The sequence below is a fragment of the Flexivirga caeni genome (assembly GCF_003724155.1).
Taxonomy (GTDB): Bacteria; Actinomycetota; Actinomycetes; order Actinomycetales; family Dermatophilaceae; genus Flexivirga; species Flexivirga caeni.
Window position 1 is genome coordinate 34,011 of the sequence record NZ_RJJQ01000020.1, and the last position, 26,320, is coordinate 60,330.

The following is a 26,320-nucleotide window of genomic DNA, read 5'->3' on the forward strand; positions in this document are numbered from 1 at the left end:
TCACGCCAGCCACCGGCGCAACGCGGCGTAGGCGTCGGTGATCTGCTGCTCGGGGCAGCGCTCGTCGTCGGTGTGCGCAAGATTCGGGTCGCCCGGGCCGAAATTGACCGCGGGTATGCCGAGCGCGGCAAACCGCGCGACGTCGGTCCAGCCCTCCTTCGCGGTCACCGGCAGCCCGAGCGCGGCCACGAACGACTGGGCGGCTGGGGTGTCCAGCCCCGGCCGGGCGCCGTCCGCGCAGTCGCCGAGCGTCACGTCATACCCGCTGAAGAGCGCGCGGACGTGCGCGAACGCCTCCTGGCCGGGCTTGTCCGGCGCGAACCGGTAGTTGACGGTCACCACGCACCGGTCGGGTATGACGTTGCCCGCGATGCCGCCGCTGATGCCGACGGCGCCGAGCGCCTCGTGGTAGTCGAGGCCGTCGACGGTCACCGTCTCCGGCTGGTATGCCGCCAGCGTGTCGAGCACCGGACCCGCGTCGTGGATCGCGTTGTGCCCGTTCCACGGCCGGGCCGAGTGTGCGCGGATGCCCTTGGTGACGATGTCGGCGCGCAGGGTGCCTTTGCAGCCGCCCTCGATGCCGCCGTTCGTGGGTTCGAGCAGCACGGCGAAGTCGGCGGTGACCCAGTCGGGGTGGTCCGCCACGATCCGGCGCAGCCCGTTGAACTCCTCTTCGATCTCCTCACAGTCGTAGAACACGAAGGTGAGGTCGCGGGCCGGCTCGGTGACGGTCGCGGCGAGTGCGAGCTGGACGGTCACACCGCCCTTCATGTCGGTGGTGCCCCGCCCGACGAGTTGTCCGTCGATGCGGCGCGTCGGCAGGTTGGGCGGGTCGGTGAGCGGCACCGTGTCGAGATGCCCGGCCAGTACCACCCGCTCGGCTCGGCCCAGCTCGGTGCGCGCCACGACGGTGTTGCCGTCGCGGTCCACCCGCAGGTGCGGCAGGGCGCGCAGGGCTTCCTCGACGGCGTCCGCGAGCTCGCGCTCGTTCCGGCTCACCGACTCGATGTCGCACAGGTCTGCGGTCAGGTCGAGGACGTCCTTGGTCAGGTCCAGTCGCGTCATACCGGCTAGTCTCGCGCATCCGTGGCGCGTCTCACCCGCCACGTCCACCGGCCGCACGGCCACCTCGCATACCCTGTCGCGCATGAGTGATTCGCCGCGCGCAGCGTGGGGCTATGGCCTGGTGACCGAGACCTACGGCGGCGAGGTGCTCGACACCTGGTTCCCGGCACCGCAGCTCGGCGCCGCTCCCGCTGCGGACCCGTATGCCGAGCCGGCCGAGCTCGCTTCGCTGTCGCGGGACTACCCGGCCCGCCAAGTGCGTACCCGGGTCGCGCAGGTCGCGATCGACCTGGACGCGCCCCCCGCGGACGTCGCCGATGCCTACCTGCGGTTGCACTTGCTGAGTCACCGCCTGGTGCAGCCGAACACGCTCAATCTGGACGGCGTGTTCGGCGTACTCCGCAATGTGGTGTGGACCAGCGCCGGCCCGTGCGCTGTCGACGGGTTCGAGCGGGTGCGGCTGCGGCTGCGGCAGGACGGCCCGGTGCAGGTCTACGGCATCGACAAGTTCCCGCGGATGACGGACTACGTGGTGCCCTCCGGCGTACGCATCGCCGACGCCGACCGGGTGCGGCTGGGGGCGCACCTGGCCGAGGGCACCACCGTGATGCACGAGGGGTTCTGCAACTTCAACGCCGGCACGCTGGGCACCTCGATGGTGGAGGGGCGGATCGTGCAGGGCGTCGTGGTCGGCGACGGCTCGGACATCGGTGGCGGAGCCTCGATCATGGGCACCCTGTCCGGCGGCGGGACAGAACGCGTATCCATCGGCAAGCGTTGCCTGATCGGTGCCGAGGCAGGCATCGGCATCGCGCTCGGGGACGACTGCGTGGTGGAGGCAGGGCTCTACGTAACGGCCGGCACCAAGCTCACGCTGCCGGACGGCACGGTCGTGAAGGCCCGGGAGCTGTCCGGGCAGGACGGCCTGCTGTTCATCCGCAACTCGACCAGTGGCGTGGTCGAGTGCCGGCCGCGTGCCGGCCACGGCATCACCCTCAACGACGCGCTGCACGCCAACTGACCCGCCATCTACCGAGACCCGCCCCCCTGATGCCTTTCCGCCGCAACCGCGACACCCACCACAGCGACCGTGAGATCCATCGGCTGTATGGCGAGGACGCTCACGGCACCTTCGCCGAGAATGGTCGAGGTGACTTCGCCGGCCACGACCCCGAGGACGACCGCGAGTGGGCGTTCGGAGACGAACTCTTCGATCAGGAGCACCGCTCGCGCGGCGCTGTTCGCCGGACGCTGGGCTGCCTGATCCCGCTCGTGCTGCTCGCCGGTGTCGGCGGGGCCGGTTACCTTGCCTATCAGCATGTCCTGGACAACTGGGGTTCGCCGTCGTGCAAGTTCGTCGCGAACGGCTACGACTACCAGTGGGCTCCGGACCAGGCCCGGTCTGCGTCGACGATCGTCATGGTCGGCGTGGACAAGAAGGGCGTGCCGGCCCGTGCCGCGGTGGTGGCAGCCACCACCGCCATCCAGGAATCGAAGCTGCGCAACCTGCAGTATGGCGACCTCGACTCGCTCGGCCTCTTCCAGCAGCGCGCGAGCCAGGGGTGGGGCACGACGGCACAGATCCTCGATCCGGTCTATGCGAGCAGCTCGTTCTACAACGCCCTGCTGAAGGTCGACGGGTGGCAGTCGATGTCGATCGGCGCGGCAGCGCAAGCGGTGCAGCGCAGCGGCTTCCCTGACGCGTATGCCGAGCACCAGACCCAGGGCGAAGTCATCGCCGCGGTGATGACCGGCACCGCGCACGAAGGCATCGCGTGCCGGCTGGATCCCGCGAAGGCGAACGGGTCGCCCACGCAGATCGTGCAGCAGCTGTCCGACGAGAGCGGGCTGACTGCCCAGGCCGGCACCGGCACCGTCACCTACCGCGGGCAGTCGGTCGACGGCGCCCAGGCCGTCGCCGCCTGGGCCATCGCCCACGCCAACGACGACAACATCACCGCCGTGACCGTCGGCAACCGCACCTGGGAGCGGCACCGCGGGCGCGACGGATGGAAGTGGCACCCGGCCAAGCAGCCCACCGGCAGCCCCACCCTGATGCGCGTCGACGTGGAGACAGGCAAGTAGCGCAGTCTCGGGTCCCTAACCCTCGACCGTCGAGCCTTCGGGACAGAATCGGCGCGGTTACGGTCCCCAACCCCCGACCGTCGCGCCTCCGGGACGCCATACCCGCTCCGATACCGCCACCACCGCCGAAGGGGCGGCCCGCGAAAGTTCGCGAACCGCCCCTTCGGGTGCGCAGACTCAGCGGGCGTCGGCCGCCACGTAGTCGCGCTCGGTGGCGCCGACGTAGATCTGCCGCGGACGGCCGATCTTGGTGGCCGGGTCCTCGATCATTTCGCGCCACTGGGCGATCCAGCCCGGCAGGCGGCCGATCGCGAAGAGCACGGTGAACATGTCGGTCGGGAAGCCCATGGCCTTGTAGATCAGGCCGGTGTAGAAGTCGACGTTCGGGTAGAGCTTGCGCTCGATGAAGTAGTCGTCGGTGAGGGCGACCTGCTCCAGGCGCATCGCGATGTCCAGCAGAGGGTCGTCGACGCCCATCGCCTTGAGGACGGCGTCGGCCGACTTCTTCACGATGGCGGCGCGCGGGTCGTAGTTCTTGTAGACTCGGTGGCCGAAGCCCATCAGCTTGACGCCGTCTTCCTTGTTCTTCACCTTCTTCACGAAGGTGTCGACGTCGTCGCCACTGCGGTGGATGTCGGCGAGCATCGAGAGCACCGCCGAGTTGGCGCCGCCGTGCAGCGGGCCGGACAGCGCGTGGATGCCGGCCGAGATCGAGCCGAACAGGTTCGCCTGGCCGGAGCCGACGAGGCGCACGGTCGAGGTCGAACAGTTCTGCTCGTGGTCGGCGTGCAGGATGAACAGCTGGTCGAGCGCACGCGCGACGACCGGGTCGACCTGGTAGTCCTCGGCCGGGAAGCCGAACGTCATCCGCAGGAAGTTCTCGACCAGTCCGAGCTGGTTGTCCGGGTAGAGGGTCGGCTGGCCCTGGCTCTTCTTGTGCGCGTATGCCGCGATGGTCGGCAGCTTCGCCATCAGCCGGATGGTGGACAGTTCGACCTGGTCGCGGTCGGTGATGGACAGCGAGTCCTGGTAGAAGGTGCCGAGTGCGGACACTGCCGCGGACAGCACCGACATCGGGTGCGCGTCACGCGGGAACGCCTGCAGCAGGTCTTTGAGGTCCTCGTGCAGCATCGTGTGGCGCCGGATGCGCTCGGTGAAGTCCGCCAGTTCGCTGGTGCTGGGCAACTCGCCGTAGATGAGCAGGTAGGAGACCTCCAGGAAGGTCGACTTCTCGGCCAGCTGGTCGATCGGGTACCCGCGGTAACGCAGGATGCCTGCGTCACCGTCGATGTAGGTGATCGACGACTTGCAGGAAGCGGTGTTCACGAAGCCGACGTCGAGGGTGACGTTGCCGGTCTCCTTCAGCAGCGACGAGATGTCGTAGCCGTTGTTGCCCTCCGCCGCCGGGACGATCCCGAACTCGAGGGTCTTGTCCCCTGCCGTGAACGTGGCAGGTGCCTGGTCAGTCATGTGCTTTCCGTCCTCTTACGTGAACCGGCGTCATTGCCGGGGAAGTCAGCGAAATCGACGGTACCTCAGCAGGTTTTCCTGCCGGGGAGGGCCCCCGCGTCAAGATTTGAATCTCTTCGCAGCAGCAAAAATTCGCTCGTCCGTCGCGGTGAGCGCGATCCGCACGTGGCGCGCACCGGCCGCTCCGTAGAAGTCGCCGGGAGCGGCGAGTATGCCGAGAGCAGCCAGCTCATCGACGCTCTCCCGGCACGGATTGCCCTGTGTCGCCCACAGGTAGAGGCCCGCGTCGGAGTGGTCGATCTGCCAATTCGCAGCAATCAGAGCGCTTTTCAGCTCATCCCGCCGCGCTGCGTAGATCTTCTTCTGGATGGCGACATGCGCGTCGTCCTGCACCGCGGCCAGCACCACTCGCTGCACCGGCCACGGGACGATCATGCCCGCGTGCTTGCGGACCTGCACCAGGCGCTGGATCAGCGCGGTGTCGCCCGCAACGAACGCCGCGCGATAGCCGGCCAGGTTGCTCTGCTTCGACAGCGAATAGACCGCCAGCAGCCCCTCATGGCTCCCGCCGCAGACCCGGTCGTCCAGGATGCTGGGTGTCGTCACACCGTCGGCGTCACGACGCCAGTCCAGCTCGGCGTAGCACTCGTCGCTGGCAACGATCACCCCACGCGCCCGCGCCCACGAGACGACCTTGGCCAGATGGTCGACCGGCAGCACCTGCCCGTGCGGGTTGCCGGGACTGTTGACCCACAACAGTTTTGGCGCCTTCGGTCCGAACTGCACGAGGCTCGCGGCAGGCACCGGGCGGGCGCCTGCGAGGCGCGCGCCCACGTCATACGTCGGATAGGCGAGCTCCGGGAAGCCGACGGTGTCACCGGGGCCGAGCCCGAGCAGGGTCGGCAGCCAGGCGACGAACTCCTTGCTGCCGACGACCGGCAGCACTCCGTCCGGGTCGACGCCGGTGGCGTTGCGGCGACGGGCGAACCAGCCGGCGATCGCTTCGCGCAGGTCGGGCGTGCCCCACACCTGCGGATATCCGGGGGCATCGGATGCCGCAGCGAGCGCGTCCTGCAGGATGCGCGGCGTCGGGTCGACCGGTGTCCCGACGGACAGGTCGATGATGCCGCCAGGATGCGCGGTTGCGGTCGCCTTCGCCGCGGCAAGGGTGTCCCAGGGGAAGTCCGGCAGGTCAGCGACGGGCATGGTGGTTGCGACCGCTCGCCGTCACTCCGCGGTTTCCTGCGGGGGCAGCGCCGCGATCAGCGGGTGGTCCATGTCGAGGACACCGAGCTTGGCAGCACCGCCCGGGCTGCCGATCTCGTCGAAGAACTCGACGTTGGCCTTGTAGTAGTCGGCCCACTGCTCCGGGACGTCGTCCTCGTAGTAGATCGCCTCGACCGGGCAGACCGGCTCGCACGCGCCGCAGTCGACGCATTCGTCGGGCTGGATATAGAGGCTGCGCTTGCCTTCGTAGATGCAGTCGACCGGGCACTCCTCGACGCAGGCTCGGTCCTTCAGATCGACGCACGGCTGTGCAATGACGTAAGTCATCTCGAAATGTTCCTCCAGTGGGTGCGCGGCCGAGCACGGGCGACCGGCAGGTAGTTATCGCAACTAGTATGCCGCCGTGCCTCCTGAGCCGGTCAGCCAGTCTCACCTCACCGCGGTCCTCGAGGTGGGAGCGCGGGTGGCGATCCGGTGGCGGCTGCCGGATTCCGACGTGCCCGAGGGCGGTCCCCACTTCACCGATGTGCTCGGCCAGGTGCGGGCGGTCGACGACGAGTCGGTCGTCGTCGACACTCGCGGCGGCGTTGCCACCGTCCGGCTCGACCGCATCGCGTTGGCCAGGCGGGTGCCACCGCCGCCCGTACGCCGGCCACGCCGAGCGCCGGGTGGCGAGGACATCGGGATCGACGACCTGCAGGTGCTGATGACGGCCGGTATGCCGCCACTCGACTCGGCGCGTGTGGGTGAGTGGCTGTTGCGATCCGCCGAGGGATATACCGGGCGCGCGAATTCCGCTCTGCCCGTGGGTGATCCGGGCATCCCCCTGCTGGCGGCGATCGAGCAGGTGACCGCCTGGTATGGCGAGCGCAATCAGCCCGCACTCGTCCAGCTGCCTCATCCCGCTGATGCAAATCCACAGCAGTCCGAGCTGGGATCCTTTCTGGCACAGCATAATTGGCGCTTCCTGACCCGGACTCTCGTCATGACGCGGCCCACCTCCGCGACCGCACCCTCCGGGCCCGCACACTCCCCCCTTCCGCGAATGACGGCTTCCTCGCCGAATGACGGTGCAATCTCGCCGTCACTCGGGGAATCCGCCGTCACTCGGGACAACGTCGCAGTGTCCGAATCCCCTTCGGACGACTGGTGGTCCAGCGCATCGCCCCGTTCACTCGAACACCGAGACACGCTCGCTAGCGTGCTGGAACTTATCCCGGAGGCGGCATACCTCACGGCATACGCCGGCGACCAGCCGGTTGGGCATCTGCGCCTGGCGTTCACCGACGGCTGGAGCGGCGTCTTCGACGTGCACACCGACCCTGCCTCCCGCCGGACCGGGGTCGCGCGGGCGCTGCTGGCAAGCGCCACCGAGGTCGCCGCACAGCGCCGGATCCCGTTGCAATACCTACAGGTTGCGGCGGACAACCTCGCGGCCGTCGGGCTCTACGAGTCGCTCGGGTGGCGCGTGCACCACGCGTACCACTACGCGACCGCCGCACGCTGACGGTCTGTGGGACGACTGACGGCGGCATGCCACCGTCAGTCGTCCCGGCCGCCGTCAGCGTCGTCGAGCCGCCTGTGGATAACGACTGCGGGAGTCGCGCAATCCTTGCCACAGTATGGCGATGCTCAACGAACCACTGGACCCGAGAGAAATCGTCTCGACGGCGGCATTCCTGCGGCGAGGCATCAAGCCGTCGCGGCTGGCCGCCGGAAAGTCGCCCGTGCTTGCGAGGGTGCGCGCAGGTGAATACCTGTCGACCGACCGCTGGGTGCAACTGTCCGCGGCCGAACGACATCGGGCACTCATCTACGCGACAACGGCTCGCATGCGCTCTCCGCTCCCGATGCTGTATGGCGTGTCCGCTGGAATCATGCTGCGCTTGCCCATCATCGGAAAGATCCCGCAGCGAGTACAGGTGCTGCTCGACGCCAGGGCTGCTGGATCCAGCACCTTGGTCCAGCGGCACCGGGCCATGGATCTGCCCGGGCCGATGCTCATCGACGGCATCCCGGTGACTCCGCCCGCGCGGACTGTCGTCGATCTGGCCCGCACCATGTCGCTCGCCTGTGCTCTTGCGGCAGGCGACTGGGCAGTTCGCCTTTCGATGTGCGGCGTCGCGGACATCACCAACGCAGCCCTCGCGGTTCCCTGTCGCGGGCATGGTCGTGCCATCGCAATCCTCGCCGCGCGGTTGGTGGACCCACGCTCCGAGTCCCCCGGCGAGTCACTCAGCCGGGCACGAATGTATGAGAACGGATTTCCGGAACCCGACCTGCAGGTCCCGCTCCTCGACGAGCGCGGAGAGTTCGGTCGGGGCGACTTCGGCTGGCCCGGCCTCATCGGTGAGTTTGATGGTCTTCGGAAGTACCGGGCGACCGGAGACGCCGGAAACATGGCGAGCGAGGAGGTCGTCATACGCGAGAAGCGCAGGGAAGATCGCGCCCGCCGTGCCGGTTGGGGGTTCGCCCGGTGGGTGTGGTCGGATGCCTTCGGCGGCGCAGGGCTCACCGCCACACTCCTGGCCGGAGGTCTCGAACGATCGTCTACCCATCGCTGGGGGCGCGACATCGAAAACTAGGCAGCGACTCTGACGGCCTACGGGACGATCGACGGTCGCCTGCCACCGTCAGTCGTCCCACGGACCGTCAGTGTTCCCCCATCAGTTGCAGGTGATGCGCACGGCCGGCTGGTAGCGCGTGGTCAGGCTCTCGTTCTTGACCACCTTCCCGGAGAGGTTCTTCACGACCCGCGTGACGGTGACGCTGAAACCGTTCTCCGGAGGTTGCGGGATGCAGCTGGCGCCGGTCAAGTGCTTGGCCGGACCGGGCGTCACGACGTCGAAGATGGGGCTGGTGGTCGAGGTGACGGTGAAGGTCTTCACGCCATACAGCCGGATGACGGAGGCGTTGCCCTCGATGCCGGCCCAGATGCGGATCGGGTGACCGGTGTCGTTGGTCCACTTGTTGTCGATGCTCGGGTCCCACATCGTCGCCTCGCGGCCCATCGGGTAGCGCGAGATCCAGACGGCGTGCGCCGTGTGCTCGACCTCCTTGACACCGGCGAAGAACGTCGCGTTGTAGAGGGTCGTCGACACCTGCGAGATGCCGCCGCCCATGCCGGGCTCGTCCTTCCCGTCCACCAGAACGGGCGCATTGACATATCCCTGCGCCGCAGTGAACGGCCGCAGCGTGTCGAGCAGCGAGAATGTCTGGCCGGGTAGGACGACGATGCCGTTGAGTTTGCTCAGGCCCACGCCGATGTTCTTCGTCCGCGCGGCATTCTCGGCGCCGGTCGGGAAGACCGAGACGAACTCGGAGATCAGCTGGTCGCTGACCGCGGTCTTCTTCAGGTCGGCTGCGGTGACCGCCGGCTGAACGGCCTTGGTCTGCAGCGACATCGTCCGGTCGGGTGCGGTCAGCGCCGCGATCAGCAGCTTGCCGGCACCGTCGGTGTCGGGTGCGGTGCCGTTCTGACCTGGTATGACGGTGCGTTTCCCGCCGGCATAACTCAGCTTCGCGTCGACCGCAGGGGTGGTCAGCGCCCCGGCCTTCTCGTCGAGCAGTTTCGTCAGCGCCGGCTGATCGACTTTCGGGGTCAGCTTCGTGCCGTCAACCGCCGTGCTCAACACCTCGCAGATGTCGGTGACCTGCAGCGTGGTCTGCTTGCCCGCCACCTTCACCACGATGGGATCCGACATCGCCGGTGTGGCGAATTCCTTGACGTAGCGGTCGATCTCGGTCTGTGTCACGGCCGCGGGCTGCTCTGCGAGTTTCGCGCTGAACTCGGTGGTCCGCGGCCACCCTGCGGCGATCTGCTTGCTGACGGCGGCCGCGTCGACACCCTTCCCGGGAGCGGACTCGGTGGTCACCACCTTGCCGGCGACGAACTTCACCGTGCCGTTCCGGGGAGCGCCTTGCAGACCGTTCGAGGCGGCCTGGACCGCACGCTGCAGCGCCGCCTGATCGACCTTCACGGTGAGCGCGCGGTCCGGCCCGTCGCCGGTCAGCCGGTGCCAGACGGTCGACGGGTTCAGGGAGAAGCCGGTCAGTCCGTCCAGCACGCCAGAGGTGTTCATCGACAGACCGGACTTCGCCGGCACCAGCGTCTCCCGGTGACCATCGAGCAGCAGCTGGATGGGCGCATTCTCCTGCTGCGCAGCGGCCGCGGCGATCTCGGCACGAGCGTCGGCGCGGCTCATCCCGCCGATGTGCCGTCCGGCGACCGTGGTTCCGCGCTGGATCTTGTCGGACTGCGACACAGCGAGGCCGACATACGCGCCGGCGAGTATGACGACAGCGGTCACTCCACCGCCGATCCACCACGCCGTGCGCCGGCTGCGCCCCGAAGGTTCGGTCTCCATGTCCACACCACTGCTCTCGCGGTCCCCACCCGATGTGCCGGTAGTCAATGCTGCACTCCGAAGGCACCCCGGTAATAGATGAGTGCATCGCCCGGTCGTGCGGCGATCGAGACCGAGAGTACGTGTCCGATCAGCAGTGTGTGGTCACCTGCCCGAACTGTGTCGAAGGTGTGACATTCGAGGGTCGCCATCGCGTTGTCCAGCAGCGCCACCCCCGTCTCCGGCCCGCGGTGGAAGTCCACCCGGTCCAGTTGTCCGTGCAACGGCCGCCCCCGGGTGGCCAGCCAGGCGGCCACCCGCCGCTCCGACTCCGGCAGCAGGCTCACGCCCCACTTCCCCGCCTCCATCACCGCGTCGTGGAAGCGGGCCTCGCGCTCGATGCTGACGGCCATCAGCACGGGATCCAGCGACACCGACATCAGGGCGTTGGCGGTCATGGCGTGATCAAGGTCGCCGGCCCGGGTCGAGATGACCGAGACCCCGGTCACGAACCGCCCCATCACCTGCCGGTACTCGTCCGGGTCGACCGAACCCCACGAAGTTTCTCCTCCGCTCCGCTCCCCCGAATACTTCGCGGGGATCCCGGTCCGATATAGACGGTTCTCCTCGTAGTCGCTCATGCCACCAGCCCCGTATGCCGCAAGCCGGTCGAGACGCCAGGCAGCGCCGCGCCGCTCAGCGGGTCGAGCCGCACGAACGCCTCGCGCGCGGCCAGCCGGGTCGCGACGGCGTTGGAGAGCGTGTAGTAACCGTCGAACACGTTCACCTGGGTGCGATGCCGGCGCAGCGCGGCGGTCTGCTGCTCCAGCGCGTCGGCGTCGATCACCACATGCGTGACGACGTCGTCCTCGACGACACTGGGCAGGAACGCCTCGTCCGGCGACGGTACGACCACCCCTGGAGCGGTTGTGTGCTCCGCGAGCCAGGTCCGGTCCTCGACCGCCCAGCTGCGCGGCGTCACCACCGTGTAGAAGGCGGGTGGCTCCGCCAGGCTCGCGACGGCGGCGCGCGTCGCCTCGTGAGTGCGGATGTGGTCGGGGTGACCGTAACCACCATGCGCGTCATACGTCACCACGATCTGTGGCCGCATCTCCCGCAGGTATGCCGCAATGTCGTGACTTACCCGCGCGGTCTGCGCGCCGGTGAAAGCGCGCGGGTGCTGCGCGGACGGCGTGCCCGCCATCCCGGAGTCGCGGTAGCGGCCGTCGGCCAGCACGGTCACCGACCGTGCGCCGAGTTCCTTGACCGCAGAGTGCAATTCGTCACGGCGCAGGTCGGCGAGCGGGTCCGGCGCGTCGACCGGACGCGGCATGCCGGGCGGCAGCTCGAGGTGCCGCAACTCGGCGGGGATCACCTCGCCCTCCTCGCCGAGCGTGCACGTCAGCACCTGCACCTCGTCGCCGCGAGCCGCGTGGTGCGCGATCGCGAGGCCGGTCCACAACGACTCGTCGTCGGGGTGCGCGTGCACGAAAACCAAACGCATGACTACTGTTTCGCGGCACTCCGGGCGCGCGCGGCGGTGCGGGCACGCTCGCCGGCGTTCAGCACGACCTTGCGGATGCGGACGGTTTCCGGTGTCACCTCGACGCATTCGTCCTCGCGACAGAACTCCAGGCTCTGCTCCAGCGACAGCTTGCGCGGCGGGAAGATCTTCTCGAAGTTGTCCGCACTGGACGCGCGCACATTGGTGAGCTTCTTCTCCTTGGTGATGTTGACGTCCATGTCGTCGGCGCGGGAGTTCTCGCCGACGATCATGCCCTCGTAGACCTCGGTGGTCGGCTCGACGAAGAGCACGCCGCGCTCCTGCAGGTTGACCATGGCGTATGACGTGACGGCCCCCGAACGGTCGGCCACCAGCGAGCCGGACAGCCGGGTCGTGATGGTGCCGTGCCAGGGCTCGTACCCGGAGAAGACGTGGTTGGCGATGCCGGTGCCGCGCGTCTCGGTGAGGAACTCGGTGCGGAAGCCGATCAGCCCGCGCGACGGAACGACGAATTCCATGCGGACCCAACCGGTTCCGTGGTTGGTCATTTGCTCCATGCGCGCCTTGCGGGCCGCCATGATCTGGGTGATCGTGCCGAGGTATTCCTCCGGCGTGTCGATCGTCAGGTGTTCGACCGGCTCCTGCAGCTTGCCGTCGACCTCTTTGGTCACCACCTGCGGCTTGCCGACGGTCAGCTCGTAGCCCTCGCGGCGCATCTGCTCGACCAGGATCGCCAGGGCCAGCTCGCCACGGCCCTGCACCTCCCACGCGTCCGGGCGTTCGGTAGGCAGCACTCGCAGCGACACGTTGCCGACGAGCTCGCGGTCGAGACGGTCCTTGACCAGGCGGGCGGTGACCTTCGAGCCGCGGACCTTGCCAGCCATCGGTGAGGTGTTGGTGCCGATCGTCATCGAGATGGCCGGCTCGTCAACAGTGATGAGCGGCAACGGGATCGGGTTGTCCAGGTCGGCGAGCGTCTCGCCGATGGTGATCTCCGGGATGCCGGCGACCGCGATGATGTCGCCGGGACCGGCGGACTCGGCGGGCTGGCGCTCCAGGCCCTGAGTCATCAGCAGCTCGGTGATCTTCACCGTCTGCTGGGTGCCGTCGTGACGGCACCAGACGACCTGCTGGCCCTTCTTGATCTGCCCGTTGCGCACGCGCAGCAAAGCCAGCCGGCCGAGGAAGTTGCTGGAGTCGAGGTTGGTGACGTGCGCCTGCAGCGGGGCCTCGTCGTCATACTGCGGTGCGGGGATGGTCTCCAGGATGGTCTTGAACAGCGGCTCCAGGTCGCTGCCTTCGGGCAGTTCGCCGTCCGCCGGCCGGAGGGTGGAGGCGATGCCGGCCTTGGCCGATGCGTAGACGACCGGGAAGTCGAGCTGGTCCGCGTCGGCATCGGCGTCCTCCAGCAGGTCCATGAAGAGTTCGTAGGTCTCCTCCTCGACGGCCTCGATGCGGGAGTCGGGCCGGTCGACCTTGTTGATGCACAGGATCACCGGCATGCGCGCCGCGAGCGCCTTGCGCAGCACGAAACGGGTCTGTGGCAGCGGGCCTTCGCTGGCGTCGACCAGCAGCACGACACCGTCGACCATCGACAAGCCGCGCTCCACCTCGCCACCGAAGTCGGCGTGACCCGGGGTGTCGATGATGTTGATGGTGATCGGGTGACCGTCGGCGGACGGGCCGTCATACGAGATCGCCGTGTTCTTGGCGAGAATGGTGATGCCCTTCTCGCGCTCGAGATCGCCGGAGTCCATGACGCGTTCGCCGGTGGTCTCGACGGTCTGACGTTCGCTGAAAGCACCCGTCTGCCAGAGCATCTTGTCGACGAGGGTGGTCTTGCCGTGGTCGACGTGGGCGACGATGGCGACGTTGCGGACGTCGCTGCGGGACTTCATGGCCATGGAGTTGTCAAAGCTGCGTAGCTCGCGGCCAGGGGCCGGGCGGCAGACTTCGTCCTTTCTACGTGATGGGGATCCGTCCCATTGTCTCAGGGGGTGCCACGAATCATCGAATCGCGCTCCGCCGAGTCGTCTCACGGGAGCAGTAACGCGCTGTCGCCGAACTCGTGCCACTGGTAGCCCTCGCACACCGCGGCGTCGTATGCCGCCTGCGTCAACTCCTCCCCCGCGACCGCTTCGACGAGCAGCAGATGCGAGGCCTGTGGATCATGCCAGCCGGTGATCAGCCCGTTGACGACGCGCGGCGGATCGGCCCGGGTGACGACTCGTTCGGTCCATCCGGTGGTGCCAGCGACGGTTCCGTCGCGGGCCACTGCCGATTCGAGCGCTCGGGTGACGGTGGTGCCGACGGCGATGACGCGGCCGCCGGCTGCACGCGTCGCGTTGACCTGCCGGGCGGTCGCGTCCGGCACCTCGAAACGTTCCGCCTGCGGCCCCTCTCCGGCCTCTTGCGACGAGACACCGGTGTGCAGGGTGACGGGCGCGAGGCCGATCCCCGCGGCAACCAGTCTCGTCACCACCTCGGGAGTGAATGGCCTTCCAGCAGAGGGCATTTCGGCACTGCCGGGAACGGTCGCGAAGACCGACTGGTAGTCGCTCAGCGGATAGCGGTGATCCAGGTACCCGTAGCTGATCGGCCGCCCGGCGCGAGCCAGGTACGCGCCCAGATCGGCGTCAACCCCGGCTCGCCAGAGCCGGTTTCCGTAGCCCGTGGGCGAGGATGCGAAGGGGTATGCCGCCCGCAAGGTCACCACGAGCGCGCCCACCTCGAGGTGATCGCCCACCCGTGCGTCCAGGATCGCCCGGGACGCGTCCGGGGCGGATCGCAGCTCGACCACCCAACTGCCGTCGTCCAGTGGGGTCGCGGCGTGCAGCACCACTTCTCCGGCGCCGTCCAGACGTGCGTCGACCTGCCACGGCATGGTTGCCGAATTGTTCACGACGACGAGGTCACCGGCATTCAGCTGATCCGGCAGCCGGTCGAAGGTCACGTGCTCGATGCCGTCGCGTGTCCCGACCAGCATTCGCACCCCGTCGCGCGGTAACCCTCTGTGCTCGGCCGGTGCCGGCGCGGTCTGTTCCGCAGGCCGGACGAACTCGGTGCGCGGCTGCACGGCCAGCGTCGTCATACCGCCGCCTCCTCGGTCACCGGAAGGTCGGCCGCGCGGTAGCGACCCGATGCCAGAGGTCGCCGCCACAGCGTCCGCAGGTGGGGTATGACGCTGACCGGCTCCGGCCGATCCGAGATGTCCTCGCCCGGGAACGCCGCCTGGTGCATCGGGGTTCGCAGGTCCCCCGGGTCGACCACGTAGGCGTGCAGGCCGGGGTTCTCGGCCGCGATGGTCAGGGTCAGATGGTCCAGTGCCGCCTTGGCGGCGCCATACAAGCCCCAACCGTCGTAGTGCTCGACGGCCGCATCGGACGAGATCGAAAGCAGCACGCCGTTGCTGGCGAGCAGGTCGGGCAGGAATTCGACGGCCAGCGCGAAGGGCGCGCCGACGTTCGTGCGCCACACCTCCGGCAGGTCGTCCACCGTCCGCTGCGCGAGCGGCAGCAACGGGATGGGGCCGAGGGTACTGGCGTTGTTGACGAGCAGGTCCAGTCGTCCGTGGGCCCGCACGGTGGCCACCAGCTGTTCGCGGTGCACATGGTCGGTGACGTCACCGGGCACCCCCTCGACCCCAGGGAGCCCGGCGGTGGCGACCATGAGCTGCGCCTCTCGGCGTCCGTTGGTGATCACTCGCCAGCCCTCTGCGGACAACGCGGCGACGAGCGCGCGACCGAGTCCGGACGATCCGCCGGTGATCAGTGCGACTTTGGTGTCAGACACGTGAGTCTCCTTGTCGTTGAGGAAGATACCTGGCATTCTTCAAGCTAAAGTTAACTTGATGTCAACCCATGATCTGAAAGGAACCTCCGTCATGGACACCCACGACCTGTTGCCGGTCGGCGTTGTCGCCAAACGCAGCGGCTTCGCGGCTTCGGCGCTGCGCTACTACGAGGCACAGGGGCTGATCCGTGCGCACCGCAACGGCGGCGGCCAGCGGCAATTCGAGCGCAGCGTGCTGCGTCGTCTGGCGTTCATCCGCGCCGCGGCGAACGTCGGCCTGACCCTGGAGGAGATCCGCGTCGAGCTCGGGCGCCTGCCAGCCGGCCGCACCCCGACCAAGGCCGACTGGCAGCGCATCACCACGCACTGGCGGGAACGGCTCGACGAGCAGATCGCGGCGCTGGAGAAGCTGCGCGACGGTCTCGACTCCTGCATCGGCTGCGGCTGCCTCTCCCTGAAACGCTGTGCCATCTCCAACCCGCAGGATGCCGCGGCCGACGAGGACGGCACGCCGGGGGCGGCATACCTGCCGGCGCTTCTGCGCCGCCCGCACCGGCCGGCCTGAGCGGGCTTATATCTCAAAATAGTGACGGTCCGCTGGGAAGCGGTCCCGGGGCTGCCGATGTGGGTTAGGTTCACTGCACCTTTTTCCGTCACAAGAAGGACCACAGTCCCATGCCCGCAATCAAGACCACAGCAACCGTCGCGCTGCTGGCCGCTTCCGCCCTGGCACTGAGCTCATGCGCGAGCTCCAAGCGCAACGACGACAAGGCCGCCGGCACCGATGCCGCCAGTGCCGCAAAAGGCAACACCAACGCGACCCTCAACTTCGGCGCCGCCGGCGCGCCTGCGACCTTCGACCCGTTCTACGCCAGCGACGGTGAGACCTTCCGGATCAGCCGGCAGATCTTCCAGGGCCTGGTCGGCTTTAAGCCGGGCACTGCCGACGTCGCGCCCGCCCTTGCCACCAAGTGGGAGCCCTCCCCGGACGGCAAGACGTGGACCTTCACCCTCAAGACCGGCGTCAAGTTCACCGATGGCACACCGTTCAACGCCGACGCGGTGTGCAAGAACTTCAAGCGGATGGACAGCCAGAACGCCGCCGGCCAGACGGCTTCCGAATACTGGCTGACCAACATGGGCGGCTACAACGGCGCCAAAGGCGAGCTCTACCAAGGCTGCACGGCCAAGGGCGACTCCACCGTCGTGATCAAGATCTCGCGACCGACCTCGAAGTTCCCGGCCCTGCTCGGCCTGCCGGCCTTCTCCATGCAGTCGCCGACGGCGATGGACAAGTATGACGCCAACGGCATCAAGGCGCAGGGACAAGGTTTCGTCTATCCCGCATACGCCAATGCACACCCGGTCGGCACCGGTCCGATGAAGTTCGAGAAATACGACCAGACGAACAAGACCGTCTCGCTGGTGCGCAACGACGACTATGCCGGCGACGAGAAGCCGACCGTCAAGCGCATCGTCTTCTCGATCATCCCCGACGAGACGGCCCGCAAGCAGGCGCTCGCCTCCGGCCAGATCGACGGCTACGACCTGCCCAACCCGGTGGACTGGCCATCGCTGAAGAAGGACGACAACCTCGAGATCCGTCCGGCGTTCAACATCCTCTACCTCGGGCTGAATGCCAAGGTCGACCCGAACCTGAAGGATCTGCGGGTCCGCCAGGCGCTCTACTACGCGATCAACCGCGACCAGCTGGTCCGGTCGCTGCTACCCAGTGGTGCCAACGTCGCGTCCCAGTTCATCCCCAGCACCGTCGCCGGCTACAACAAGTCGCTGCAGCCCTACACCTACGACCCGGCGAAGGCGAAGTCGCTGCTCGCGGCCGCTGGCAAGTCGAACCTCAAGATCACACTGTGGTACCCGACCGAGGTCAGCCGGCCCTACATGCCGGCACCGGACAAGATCTTCAACGCGATCAAGTCCGACTGGGCCGCCGTCGGCGTCCAGGTCACCCCGAAGCCGATGCCGTGGGCCGGCGGCTACGTCACCGGCACGCAGAACGGCAACGCCGCGGCATACCTCATGGGCTGGACCGGCGACTACAACACCCCGGACAACTTCCTCGGCAGCTTCTTCGCCGACCCGAAGGGTCAGATGTCCGTCGGCGCCTACGACTGGGGCAGCAAGCTGGCCGACGCGCTGAGCGCGGACGACTCGATCGTCGACGAGGGCAAGCGCGCGAGCGCGTACGAAGACCTCAACAAGCAGATCATGGAGCAATACCTCCCAGGTCTGCCGATCTCCAGCTCCCCGCCGGCGATCGTCTTCAGCAAGAAGGTCACCGGGGTCGTTGCGAGCCCGCTGACCGATGAGCACCTCTGGACGGCGAAGGTCGACAAGTAACTCGCCGCCCGCGCCGGGTGACCGGCGCCGCGAGTCGTGTCGCGGCGCAGTCACCCGGCGATCCTCCCGGTAGGAGCCACCACCCGTGCTCAGATTCATCGTTCGACGATTACTGCAAGCCGTCCTCGTCATGTTCATCGTGTCGGCGCTGCTGTTCGCCTGGTTGCGGTCGCTGCCCGGCGGGCCGGTCGACTCGCTGCTCGGCGAGCGCGCCACCCCGGCGTCCCGCGCCGCGCTCAGCAAGCAACTGGGCATGGACCAGCCACTACTCGTGCAGTACTGGCACTTCCTGGACAACATGGTCCACGGCCGGTTCGGCACGTCCACGCAGGTGCAGACCGGTGCCGACGCGCTGCACATCTTCTTCCAGCGCCTTCCCGCAACCGTCGAACTGTCGATCGTGGCCATCGTCATCGCGCTGGCCACCGCCATACCTCTCGGCTACTTCGCGGCGAAACGGCACGGTGGCCTGCTCGATACCGGCTCGGTCGTGCTGTCGCTCATCGGTGTCGCCGTCCCCGTCTTCTTCCTCGCGTTCGTGCTGAAATACGTCTTCGCGATCAAACTGGGCTGGCTGCCGCCGAGCGGGCGGCAGAGCGCCGACCTCGACGCCACCCGCGTCACGAACTTCTACGTCCTGGACGGCCTGCTGACCCGCGAGTATGACGCCTCCTGGGATGCCATCAAGCACCTGATCCTGCCGGCGATCGCGCTGGCCTCGATCCCGTTCGCGGTGATCTTCCGCATCACCCGGGCGTCCGTGCTCGAGGTGCTCCACGAGGACTACGTGCGCACTGCCGAGTCCAAGGGGCTGACTGCCCGGATCATCCGTGGCCGGCACGTCTTGCACAACGCGATGCTGCCGGTGGTCACGACGATCGGCCTGCAGGTTGGCGGACTGCTGACCGGCGCGGTGCTCACCGAGACCGTCTTCGCCTATCCCGGCCTGGGCGATGCGCTCGCGCAGGCGTTCAGCCAGCGCGACTACTCCGTGCTGCAAGTGCTCATCACGATGGCCGCGCTCGGCTATGTCCTGGTCAACCTGCTGGTCGATATCGCCTACGCGATCATCGATCCCCGGATCCGGACGAGGTGAGCGCCGTGAATCCCATGCAACGCAAGAAGGACCGCATCGACGCGCTCGCCGCGACCGCCGGCGCGGCTGCCGACATCCCCGATGCCGGCCGGGTCAGCGACAGCGGCGGGCTGAGCCTGATCGGCAGCGCCTGGCTGCGGCTGCGCCGGGACCCCGTCTTCCTGATCGGCGCGACGGTGACCCTGCTGTTCATCCTGCTGGCGATCTTCGCCCCGCTGCTCGCACCGCACAATGGCCACACGGCATACCTCATCAAGGAGGTGAGCGCCGACAACCCGGTGCCAGGCGGCGAGAAGGGCTTCCCGCTCGGCGCAGACGGCCAGACGGGCCGTGATCTGCTGTCCCGGCTGATCCTCGGCTCACGGCAGACGCTCATCGTGGGGGTCCTCGCAACCCTCGCCGGCCTGTGCGGCGGCCTGGTGCTCGGCACCGTTGCCGGCTCGCTCGGCGGCTGGGCGGACACGGTGGTCATGCGCGTCGTGGACGTCATGCTGTCGCTGCCGTCGCTGGTGCTTGCACTCGCCGTGGCGACGCTCTTCGGCAAGCCGTCGCAGTGGACGCTGATCATCGCGATTGCCATCGTCCAGGTGCCGATCTTCGCCCGGCTGCTGCGCGGCTCCATGCTGACCCAGCGCTCCAGCGACCACGTGCTGGCTGCGAGGGCGCTCGGGGTGAAGCGCTCGGCGATCACCTTCCGGCACATGCTGCCCAACTCGCTCGGCCCGGTGCTGGTGCAGGCGACGCTGGTCCTGGCGACGGCGATCATCGAAGCCGCGGCGCTGAGCTTCCTCGGCCTCGGCAATCCCGACGACTCCTCACCCGAGTGGGGCCAGATGCTCGGTCAGGCACAGCAATACTTCGACATCGCACCGCGGCTGGCGTTCTGGCCGGCCGGCTGCATCGTGGTGGTCGCGTTCGGCTTCACGCTCATGGGTGAGTCGTTGCGCGAAGCCCTCGACCCCAGGAACCGGAGGTGACCGGCATGACCACAGCGGCGCCAGCAAAGACCGAGACCCTACTGGCCGTGCGCGACCTCGTCGTCGAATTCGGCGGCAGGGGCCGGCCGACTTTCCGCGCCGTCGACGGCGTTTCGTTCGACGTCCGGCCGGGCCAAACCGTCGGCTTGGTCGGCGAATCCGGCTGTGGCAAGTCGGTCACCTCGCTGGCGATCATGGGCCTGCTGCCCAAGCGAGGCAACAAGGTCGCGGGCTCCGCCACGTATGACGGGACCGACCTGCTCACCCTGGACGACCGCGAGATGCGTGACCACCGCGGCCGCGACATCGCGATGATCTTCCAGGACCCGCTGTCCTCGCTCAACCCGGTCGTCTCGATCGGAGTGCAAGTCGCCGAGGTGCTGCAACGCCACCGTGGGATGAAGAAGTCCACAGCCATCGCCGAGTCGCGCGATCTGCTCGACCAGGTCGGCATCCCGGACCCGGCACGACGGCTCAAGGAATATCCGCACCAGCTCTCGGGCGGCATGCGCCAGCGCGCGCTGATCGCCATGGCGCTGGCCTGCAAGCCACGGCTGCTGATCGCCGACGAGCCGACCACGGCACTCGACGTGACCATCCAGGCGCAGATTCTCAATCTCCTCAAGGAACTCGTCGTCGACTCGGGCACGGCGCTGATCATGATCACACACGACCTCGGCGTGGTCGCAGGACTGTGTGACGAGGTCAACGTCCTGTATGGCGGCCGCATCGTTGAAACTGCCTCTCGGCACGAGGTATTCGCCAGGCCACGGCATCCCTACACGACAGGGTTGCTCGGCTCCATTCCGCGCCTGGACGGATCTCGCTCCGAGCAGCTGGCCGCCATACCGGGATCCGTCGCGGACAACATCCCGTGGACCTCCGGCTGCGCCTTCGCGCCACGCTGCTCACGTGCGCTCGAGGTATGCCGCAGCGAGGCTCCCCCACTCGAGCAGGATCCGACGGCCATGGAGGAGCACACCTTGCGGTGCCACAACCCCAACCCGGCCGAAGGTGGTGAGCCCGCATGACCACCGAGCCCGAGGTCCTGCTGGACGTCGAGGGCGTCGAGGTGCACTTCCCGATCAAGCGGGGCGTGTTCTTCGACAAGACCGTCGGCTACGTCTACGCCGTGGACGGCATGACGCTGCAGATCCACCGGGGTGAGACCTACGGTCTCGTCGGTGAATCCGGTTGCGGCAAATCGACTTTCGGACGTGCCCTGCTGCGCCTGGAAGAGCCGACCGCCGGGAGTGTCACGTTCGGCGGGGTCGATGTATCGACGCTCAAGGGCGAGGCGCTGCGCACCACGCGGCGGCACATGCAGATGGTCTTCCAGGACCCGCTGTCCAGCCTCGACCCCCGTCAGACGGTGGAGTCATTGCTGCTGGAGGGCATGCAGGCGCACGGTCTGGCCAAGGACAAGAAGGCAGCCGGTGCCCGGCTGCGCGAGCTGCTCGCGGCAGTCGGGCTCCCGGCAGCCGCGTTGCGCAAGTATCCACACGAGTTCTCCGGTGGCCAGCGCCAGCGCATCGGCATCGCTCGGGCGCTGTCGGTCGATCCGCAGCTGATCGTCGCGGATGAGCCGGTCAGCGCGCTGGACGTGTCGGTGCAGGCGCAGGTGATCAACCTGCTGGAAGACGTGCAGGAGAAGTTCGGACTGACCTACCTGGTGATCGCGCACGACCTCGCGGTGGTCCGGCACATCAGCGACCGGGTCGGCGTGATGTATCTGGGTTCCCTTGTGGAAGAAGCAGATTCGGACGACCTCTATGCGACCCCATTGCACCCATACACCAGGGCGCTGATGTCAGCCGTGCCGATCCCCGACCCGCTGGTCGAGGACCGGCGCGAGCAGATCATCCTCGCCGGCGACCTGCCCTCCCCCGCCAACCCGCCGAGCGGGTGCCGCTTCCACACCCGTTGCCCGTGGCGGCAGGAGGAGCGCTGCGACACCGAACGACCGCAGCTGCGGGTTGTCGAGATCGACGGCGTCCCGGCGTCGCACCGCGTGGCCTGTCACTTCGCCGAGCAGATTCAGTCGGGCGAGATCCAGCGTCACGAGGTCGATCCAGTGGCGATCGACCCCAGCGCCGCGACCGATGTTGAGGCCGCCGACGCCGAGGTGGTGCCGACACAGACTTTCACCGTGCCCTGACGGGCTCCAGCGGTGCGTAATCCGAAGGCTCGACCGGACGCGCGGCATGCCGCGTGCCTTGGCGCCGTGACGGCCACCAGGCCCACCTGCCGAGCACCGACAGTGCTGCCGGCAGCAGCACGAGACGCACGACGGTCGCGTCGAGCGCGATCGCCACGGACAGCCCGACGCCGATCTCCTTCATCTCCACCATCGACAGCGACGCGAAGAGCGCGAAGACCGAGATCATGACGACGGCCGCACTTGTGACGACACCGGCTGTTTCCGAAACACCTTGTCGCACTGCGAGTTTCGGCGGCATACCTGCGTCATACCGTTCCTTGACGCGGCTGAGGACGAACACGTGGTAGTCCATAGACAGTCCCATCAGCACCACGAAAAGGAAGATCGGGATCCAGGAGATGATGCCGCCCGTGGAGTGGAAGTGCAGCATCGACTCCGCCCAGTTGTGCTGGAACACCAATGTGAGGACACCGAACGCGGCACCCACCGACAGCAGGTTGAGCGCCGTGGTGAGCAGCGCAATCACGACACTGCGGAACGTCACCGCCATCATCAGCAGGGTCAGCCCGAGGACGAGGATCAGTACCTTGGGCAACCCGGTGGACTGGTGATGCATCTGGTCGTAGCTGCTGGCCACGTCACCTCCGACGGCCCACGTCGTGCCCGTGTCGCTCACTGCGGCCGGGACTACCGTGTCGCGCAGTTCACGCACGGCGGCACCGGCGGCGAACGAGCCCTCAGGGGCCTTGCTGCCGAGCGTCAGCACCGCCGTGCGACCGTCCGCTGAGGCGTGCATCGCCTTGGGCACTTGCTTCCAGTCGCCGGTCGCGACGGCTTTGTCCTGCACAGCTCGCGCGTCCTTGTCCACCTGCGCCGCCGACCGGTCGTGCAGCACAACGGTGGTTGTCGGCCCGTCGCCGGGGAAGGCAACTCCGACCTGCTGCATGGCGCGTACCGCAGGAATGTCCTGCGGCAGCGAATCCAGCGAGCTGGTCTGCTGTTTCATGCTCAACGCCGGAACAGCGAGTGCCAGCAGCAACACACCGCCGGCGAGCAGCGCGGTGACCGGGCGCCGCAGCACGGGACCGAGCAGCCGGCTGCTGAACGCGCCGGGCCGCATCCGCGAGGAGAGCCGCCACAGCAGCGGGATCCGGGGACGGTCGACCTTCGACCCGAGCTTCGTCAGCAGGGCCGGCAGCACGGTCAGTGAACCGCACACGGCGAACGCAACGACGATGATCGATCCGGTTGCGATCGAGCTGAAGGTGACGTCGCCCACGGCATACAGGCCACCCATGCTGACGATGACGGCGAACCCGGACACCACGATTGAGTGACCGGAGGTTGCCGCGGCGATCTCGACGGCGTTCGCGGTGCTCGCGCCGCGCTGGCGTTCCTGCCGCTCGCGCTTGAGGTAGAAGAGCGAGTAGTCGACGCCGACTGCCATCCCGATGAGCAGGATGACACTGGTCACTGTCGGCTCCATCGGAAGGAGCAACGAGATCGGCCCCATCAGGCCCATCGCGCCGAAGACGCTCGCGATGGCGAGCAGGACCGGTATGCCGGCCGCGGCCAGCGCCGCGAAGACGATCAGCATCAGCACGATGGTGATCGGCATGCTCGTGCTCTCGGCGGACCCAAGGTCGTTGCCGACTCGCTTATTGACGGCCTTGTTCAGGGATGTCTCACCTGTCTGCACGATGTGCACACCCGGGGCGCGAGGTTGCGCGTCACCCACGATCTTCGTGATGCCGGTGATGTCCGGATGCTTACCGGCGGCAACGGTTTTCATCGTGATCGGCACGATGACGAGGTGCTTGTCGGGAGATGTCACCGGTGCGGCGACCCGCGCGACCTGGCTGTCGCGCTGGGCGTCCGCCGCAATCCGGCCGGCCGCTGCGCGCACGTCGGCGTCGACCGTTCCGCCTGCCTGCGCGGACAGGACGATGTACTCGGTGTCCGGCGCGTCGAGCCCGGCGGCTTCGATCTGTCGTGCCGCGGCGCCGGATTGGCCGACACGGTAGTCCGCGTCGGTCGTGGTGTGCATGGACACTGCTGTGCCGCACGCAACGGCGGCCACCACCAGCAGCAGCCAGGTGCCGATGGCGCGCCATGGGTGACGCACGCTCCATCGGGCGATTCTCAGTGTGGCACCAGCCCTTTTCACGGTGCTGTTCCCTCCTCGGTGAACGTGTGCCCGGGCGGTTGCCCGGCCGGATTCAACACTCGTCGCCCGCGAAGCGGAAGTCAGTGACGGCAACACCACACTTCGGGTAGGGCTAGCACCACCTCCGATGTGGTGCATTCTCGACTGCGCTCGGAGCGCGCACACGTCAGGATGGTGCTGTGCAATCAACCGCAGGTCGCCCGCAGATCATGCTGGCGCACGTCGTCGCCGTGCTCCTCTTCGCGCCGACCGTTGCGCTCTTCGTGCTCGGTGTGGTGGGAGTCGCCCTGACACCACTGGGAATCGGTGTGATCTTGCTGCTGATCGTGGTCCCGGCGACCCGACTGGTCGCGACCGGACACCGGAGTATGGCGAGGGAGATCCTGCAGCAGCCGGTCGTCCAGGAATACCGCGACACCACCGGTCTCGGACCGATCGCGCGGGTGCAGCGCTGGGCATCGGACCCGGCGCGATGGCGTGACCTGCTGTGGGAACTGTCGTCGATCACCATCGGCTTCACGCTCTCGGTTCTGAGCATCGCCCTGTTCCTCTATCCGATCTGGTCGATCGTCTGGTTCGGGCTGTGGAAGGGCCTGCCGGACATCTTCGACCGGCCCTACGGCATGACCATCACGACGACCGAGGGCGCCGTCGCACTGTCGGCCGGCGGATTCGTGCTCGGCGCACTGGTGTGGTGGTTCACCGCGAAACCCATTGCCCGGTGGCGATTCGGGCTGGACGCCTTCCTCCTTGGCATCTCCCGGCAGGCGGTCCTCGCCCGTCGCGTCCGCGAGGTGACGACGTCGAGGGCGCAGGGTGCCGACGCTGCAGCGGCTGAGTTGCGACGCGTCGAGCGCGACCTGCACGACGGGGCGCAAGCGCGCCTCGTGGCACTGGGTATGAGCCTCGGTCTGGCGGCTGAGCTGATCGAGAAGGACCCGGAGGCGGCCCGGACGCTGTTGCTCGAAGCGCGGGACGGCAGCACGGAGGCGCTGCAGGACATCCGGTCGGTGGTGCGCGGCATCCATCCGCCTGTGCTGGCCGATCGTGGCCTCGCCGACGCGGTACGGGCCCTTGCCGTGGACCTGCCGATGGATACCGAGCTGGACCTGCATCCGCCGGCGCTGCCGGCGACCCTCGAATCTGCGCTCTATTTCAGCATTTCCGAGTGCCTCGCCAATATCGGCAAGCACGCTCACGCCGACGCCTGCTGGATTGCGCTCCACGACGAGGATGACGTCGTGGTCGCCGTCGTGGGCGACAACGGCGTCGGCGGCGCCAACCCACAGGGCAGCGGTCTGCGCGGCATCGCGTCCCGGCTTGCAGTGTTCGACGGCACCGTTGCAGTCTTGAGTCCGCCGGGTGGTCCGACGACCGTGACGATGGAGGTGCCGTGCGGGCGGTGATCGGAGAGGACCACGCGCTATTGCGCGACGGCCTGCAGCGCATTCTGACCGCGCACGACATCGAGGTCGTCGCCGCGGTCGACAACGCACCCTCACTCGTCCGGGCGCTGCGTGAGCACCGTCCGGACGTCGCCGTCGTCGATGTCCGGCTGCCGCCCACCCTCACCGACGAAGGTCTGCGGGTCGCGATCGACGCCCGCCGCGAGACGCCCGGACTGCCCGTGCTGGTCCTGTCCCAGTATGTCGAGAGCCTTTACGCACGAGAGCTTCTCGAGGGTGGCGACGGATCCGTCGGTTACCTGCTGAAGGACCGCGTCTCCGATGTCGGTGCCTTCGTCTCGGCGGTCCGCCAGGTCGCGGCGGGTGGCACGGTGCTCGACCCGGAGGTGGTGCGGCATCTGATCGCCCGGCGCCCGGAGGGCAGTCCGGTCGACCGACTGACCGATCGCGAGCGCGAGGTGCTCGCGCTGATGGCGGAGGGGCGCTCGAACGCTGCCATCGCCGCGGCGCTCTTCGTCACCGAGAAGGCAATCAGCAAGCACACCAACGCGATCTTCGCCAAGCTCGACCTGCCCGTGTCGGCGGATGACAACCGCCGGGTGCTCGCCGTGCTTGCCTATTTGGGCGGCTGACCAGGACGGTTATCGCAGCCTTGCCTGCGTG

General features: G+C 67.9%; 23 protein-coding genes. 12 read left to right on the plus strand and 11 right to left on the minus strand.

The genetic code is table 11. The features are described from left to right. Entirely contained in the window at nucleotides 1-1,065 is a 1,065-nt protein-coding gene (gene dapE / locus EFY87_RS16705; protein WP_123272628.1) for a succinyl-diaminopimelate desuccinylase, read from the minus strand. Nucleotides 1,066-1,147: 82 nt separating this feature from the next. Between dapE and dapD the strand changes: the two genes are divergently transcribed. Both dapD and EFY87_RS16715 read left to right on the plus strand, forming a co-directional pair. After that, nucleotides 1,148-2,086, plus strand: coding sequence for a 2,3,4,5-tetrahydropyridine-2,6-dicarboxylate N-succinyltransferase (gene dapD / locus EFY87_RS16710; RefSeq protein ID WP_123272629.1), 939 nt, complete (start codon nucleotides 1,148-1,150; stop codon nucleotides 2,084-2,086). Between the two features lie 29 nt (nucleotides 2,087-2,115). Next, nucleotides 2,116-3,150, plus strand: coding sequence for a hypothetical protein (locus EFY87_RS16715; protein ID WP_123272630.1), 1,035 nt, complete (start codon nucleotides 2,116-2,118; stop codon nucleotides 3,148-3,150). A gap of 177 nt (nucleotides 3,151-3,327) precedes the next feature. Here the strand turns inward: EFY87_RS16715 and EFY87_RS16720 are convergent, their stop codons facing one another. The 3 genes from EFY87_RS16720 to fdxA all read right to left on the minus strand — a co-directional run bounded on the left by EFY87_RS16720 (nucleotide 3,328) and on the right by fdxA (nucleotide 6,174). After that, on the minus strand, nucleotides 3,328-4,620 hold the full coding sequence (locus EFY87_RS16720) for a citrate synthase (protein ID WP_123272631.1): 1,293 nt from the start codon (nucleotides 4,618-4,620) through the stop codon (nucleotides 3,328-3,330). Between the two features lie 99 nt (nucleotides 4,621-4,719). Beyond that, complete coding sequence (gene dapC, locus EFY87_RS16725; RefSeq protein WP_123272632.1) at nucleotides 4,720-5,826, minus strand: succinyldiaminopimelate transaminase; 1,107 nt, start codon at nucleotides 5,824-5,826, stop codon at nucleotides 4,720-4,722. Between the two features lie 21 nt (nucleotides 5,827-5,847). Next, on the minus strand, nucleotides 5,848-6,174 hold the full coding sequence (gene fdxA, locus EFY87_RS16730; protein ID WP_123272633.1) for a ferredoxin: 327 nt from the start codon (nucleotides 6,172-6,174) through the stop codon (nucleotides 5,848-5,850). A gap of 76 nt (nucleotides 6,175-6,250) precedes the next feature. On the opposite strand from fdxA, the gene EFY87_RS16735 reads away from it, so the two are divergent. Beyond that, a complete protein-coding gene (locus EFY87_RS16735; protein ID WP_123272634.1) occupies nucleotides 6,251-7,354 on the plus strand; it encodes a GNAT family N-acetyltransferase in 1,104 nt (367 codons plus the stop codon). A 121-nt stretch (nucleotides 7,355-7,475) separates the two neighbouring features. Then, the gene (locus tag EFY87_RS16740; RefSeq protein ID WP_148043383.1) at nucleotides 7,476-8,432 is read left to right on the plus strand and encodes a hypothetical protein; all 957 of its coding nucleotides are present in this window, start codon (nucleotides 7,476-7,478) and stop codon (nucleotides 8,430-8,432) included. Between the two features lie 81 nt (nucleotides 8,433-8,513). Here EFY87_RS16740 and EFY87_RS16745 read toward each other — a convergent pair whose 3' ends face one another. From EFY87_RS16745 to EFY87_RS16770, 6 genes are all read right to left on the minus strand, one after another. Then, nucleotides 8,514-10,214: a VanW family protein gene (locus EFY87_RS16745; protein WP_123272636.1), complete on the minus strand. Its 1,701-nt coding sequence runs from the start codon at nucleotides 10,212-10,214 to the stop codon at nucleotides 8,514-8,516. A 44-nt stretch (nucleotides 10,215-10,258) separates the two neighbouring features. After that, nucleotides 10,259-10,834: a flavin reductase family protein gene (locus tag EFY87_RS16750; protein ID WP_342769134.1), complete on the minus strand. Its 576-nt coding sequence runs from the start codon at nucleotides 10,832-10,834 to the stop codon at nucleotides 10,259-10,261. Then, entirely contained in the window at nucleotides 10,831-11,697 is an 867-nt protein-coding gene (gene mshB / locus EFY87_RS16755) for an N-acetyl-1-D-myo-inositol-2-amino-2-deoxy-alpha-D-glucopyranoside deacetylase (protein ID WP_123272637.1), read from the minus strand. Before mshB ends, EFY87_RS16750 begins: the two co-directional genes overlap by 4 nt. A 2-nt stretch (nucleotides 11,698-11,699) precedes the next feature. Beyond that, nucleotides 11,700-13,601, minus strand: coding sequence for a translational GTPase TypA (typA, locus tag EFY87_RS16760; RefSeq protein ID WP_123272638.1), 1,902 nt, complete (start codon nucleotides 13,599-13,601; stop codon nucleotides 11,700-11,702). A 131-nt stretch (nucleotides 13,602-13,732) separates the two neighbouring features. Continuing rightward, nucleotides 13,733-14,788, minus strand: a complete 1,056-nt coding sequence (locus EFY87_RS16765; RefSeq protein ID WP_123272639.1) for an S-adenosylmethionine:tRNA ribosyltransferase-isomerase — start codon at nucleotides 14,786-14,788, stop codon at nucleotides 13,733-13,735. Beyond that, complete coding sequence (locus EFY87_RS16770; RefSeq protein WP_245988718.1) at nucleotides 14,785-15,489, minus strand: SDR family oxidoreductase; 705 nt, start codon at nucleotides 15,487-15,489, stop codon at nucleotides 14,785-14,787. The genes EFY87_RS16765 and EFY87_RS16770 overlap by 4 nt, the downstream gene beginning before the upstream one ends. Nucleotides 15,490-15,580: 91 nt before the next feature. Between EFY87_RS16770 and soxR the strand changes: the two genes are divergently transcribed. From soxR to EFY87_RS16800, 6 genes are all read left to right on the plus strand, one after another. Next, nucleotides 15,581-16,054, plus strand: a complete 474-nt coding sequence (soxR, locus tag EFY87_RS16775) for a redox-sensitive transcriptional activator SoxR (RefSeq protein WP_123272641.1) — start codon at nucleotides 15,581-15,583, stop codon at nucleotides 16,052-16,054. Between the two features lie 110 nt (nucleotides 16,055-16,164). Further along, nucleotides 16,165-17,850: an ABC transporter substrate-binding protein gene (locus EFY87_RS16780; RefSeq protein WP_123272642.1), complete on the plus strand. Its 1,686-nt coding sequence runs from the start codon at nucleotides 16,165-16,167 to the stop codon at nucleotides 17,848-17,850. An 85-nt stretch (nucleotides 17,851-17,935) separates the two neighbouring features. After that, nucleotides 17,936-18,946: an ABC transporter permease gene (locus EFY87_RS16785; protein WP_123272643.1), complete on the plus strand. Its 1,011-nt coding sequence runs from the start codon at nucleotides 17,936-17,938 to the stop codon at nucleotides 18,944-18,946. A 14-nt stretch (nucleotides 18,947-18,960) separates the two neighbouring features. Then, on the plus strand, nucleotides 18,961-19,923 hold the full coding sequence (locus tag EFY87_RS16790; protein ID WP_123272697.1) for an ABC transporter permease: 963 nt from the start codon (nucleotides 18,961-18,963) through the stop codon (nucleotides 19,921-19,923). Between the two features lie 5 nt (nucleotides 19,924-19,928). After that, on the plus strand, nucleotides 19,929-20,954 hold the full coding sequence (locus EFY87_RS16795) for an ABC transporter ATP-binding protein (RefSeq protein WP_123272698.1): 1,026 nt from the start codon (nucleotides 19,929-19,931) through the stop codon (nucleotides 20,952-20,954). Continuing rightward, entirely contained in the window at nucleotides 20,951-22,081 is a 1,131-nt protein-coding gene (locus EFY87_RS16800; RefSeq protein ID WP_123272644.1) for an ABC transporter ATP-binding protein, read from the plus strand. Before EFY87_RS16795 ends, EFY87_RS16800 begins: the two co-directional genes overlap by 4 nt. Here the strand turns inward: EFY87_RS16800 and EFY87_RS16805 are convergent. Continuing rightward, the gene (locus EFY87_RS16805) at nucleotides 22,068-24,209 is read right to left on the minus strand and encodes an MMPL family transporter (protein ID WP_220093676.1); all 2,142 of its coding nucleotides are present in this window, start codon (nucleotides 24,207-24,209) and stop codon (nucleotides 22,068-22,070) included. The genes EFY87_RS16800 and EFY87_RS16805 overlap by 14 nt on opposite strands. Nucleotides 24,210-24,430: 221 nt before the next feature. Here EFY87_RS16805 and EFY87_RS16810 point away from each other — a divergent pair, with 221 nt between their 5' ends. Beyond that, a complete protein-coding gene (locus EFY87_RS16810) occupies nucleotides 24,431-25,657 on the plus strand; it encodes a sensor histidine kinase (protein ID WP_123272646.1) in 1,227 nt (408 codons plus the stop codon). Then, complete coding sequence (locus tag EFY87_RS16815; protein WP_425459371.1) at nucleotides 25,654-26,289, plus strand: response regulator; 636 nt, start codon at nucleotides 25,654-25,656, stop codon at nucleotides 26,287-26,289. Before EFY87_RS16810 ends, EFY87_RS16815 begins: the two co-directional genes overlap by 4 nt. Nucleotides 26,290-26,320 lie beyond the last annotated feature (31 nt).

Bases quoted from the DNA above. Each gene is read 5' to 3' on its own strand.
- dapD (WP_123272629.1), top strand. From the start codon at position 1,148: ATGAGTGATTCGCCGCGCGCAGCGTGGGGCTATGGCCTGGTGACCGAG.
- EFY87_RS16780 (WP_123272642.1), top strand. From the start codon at position 16,165: ATGCCCGCAATCAAGACCACAGCAACCGTCGCGCTGCTGGCCGCTTCC.
- EFY87_RS16795 (WP_123272698.1), top strand. From the start codon at position 19,929: ATGACCACAGCGGCGCCAGCAAAGACCGAGACCCTACTGGCCGTGCGC.
- soxR (WP_123272641.1), top strand. From the start codon at position 15,581: ATGGACACCCACGACCTGTTGCCGGTCGGCGTTGTCGCCAAACGCAGC.
- EFY87_RS16720 (WP_123272631.1), bottom strand. From the start codon at position 4,620: ATGACTGACCAGGCACCTGCCACGTTCACGGCAGGGGACAAGACCCTC.
- typA (WP_123272638.1), bottom strand. From the start codon at position 13,601: ATGGCCATGAAGTCCCGCAGCGACGTCCGCAACGTCGCCATCGTCGCC.
- EFY87_RS16790 (WP_123272697.1), top strand. From the start codon at position 18,961: ATGCAACGCAAGAAGGACCGCATCGACGCGCTCGCCGCGACCGCCGGC.
- EFY87_RS16745 (WP_123272636.1), bottom strand. From the start codon at position 10,214: ATGGAGACCGAACCTTCGGGGCGCAGCCGGCGCACGGCGTGGTGGATC.
- EFY87_RS16715 (WP_123272630.1), top strand. From the start codon at position 2,116: ATGCCTTTCCGCCGCAACCGCGACACCCACCACAGCGACCGTGAGATC.
- dapE (WP_123272628.1), bottom strand. From the start codon at position 1,065: ATGACGCGACTGGACCTGACCAAGGACGTCCTCGACCTGACCGCAGAC.
- EFY87_RS16740 (WP_148043383.1), top strand. From the start codon at position 7,476: ATGCTCAACGAACCACTGGACCCGAGAGAAATCGTCTCGACGGCGGCA.
- EFY87_RS16750 (WP_342769134.1), bottom strand. From the start codon at position 10,834: ATGAGCGACTACGAGGAGAACCGTCTATATCGGACCGGGATCCCCGCG.
- EFY87_RS16800 (WP_123272644.1), top strand. From the start codon at position 20,951: ATGACCACCGAGCCCGAGGTCCTGCTGGACGTCGAGGGCGTCGAGGTG.
- dapC (WP_123272632.1), bottom strand. From the start codon at position 5,826: ATGCCCGTCGCTGACCTGCCGGACTTCCCCTGGGACACCCTTGCCGCG.
- EFY87_RS16765 (WP_123272639.1), bottom strand. From the start codon at position 14,788: ATGACGACGCTGGCCGTGCAGCCGCGCACCGAGTTCGTCCGGCCTGCG.
- fdxA (WP_123272633.1), bottom strand. From the start codon at position 6,174: ATGACTTACGTCATTGCACAGCCGTGCGTCGATCTGAAGGACCGAGCC.
- mshB (WP_123272637.1), bottom strand. From the start codon at position 11,697: ATGCGTTTGGTTTTCGTGCACGCGCACCCCGACGACGAGTCGTTGTGG.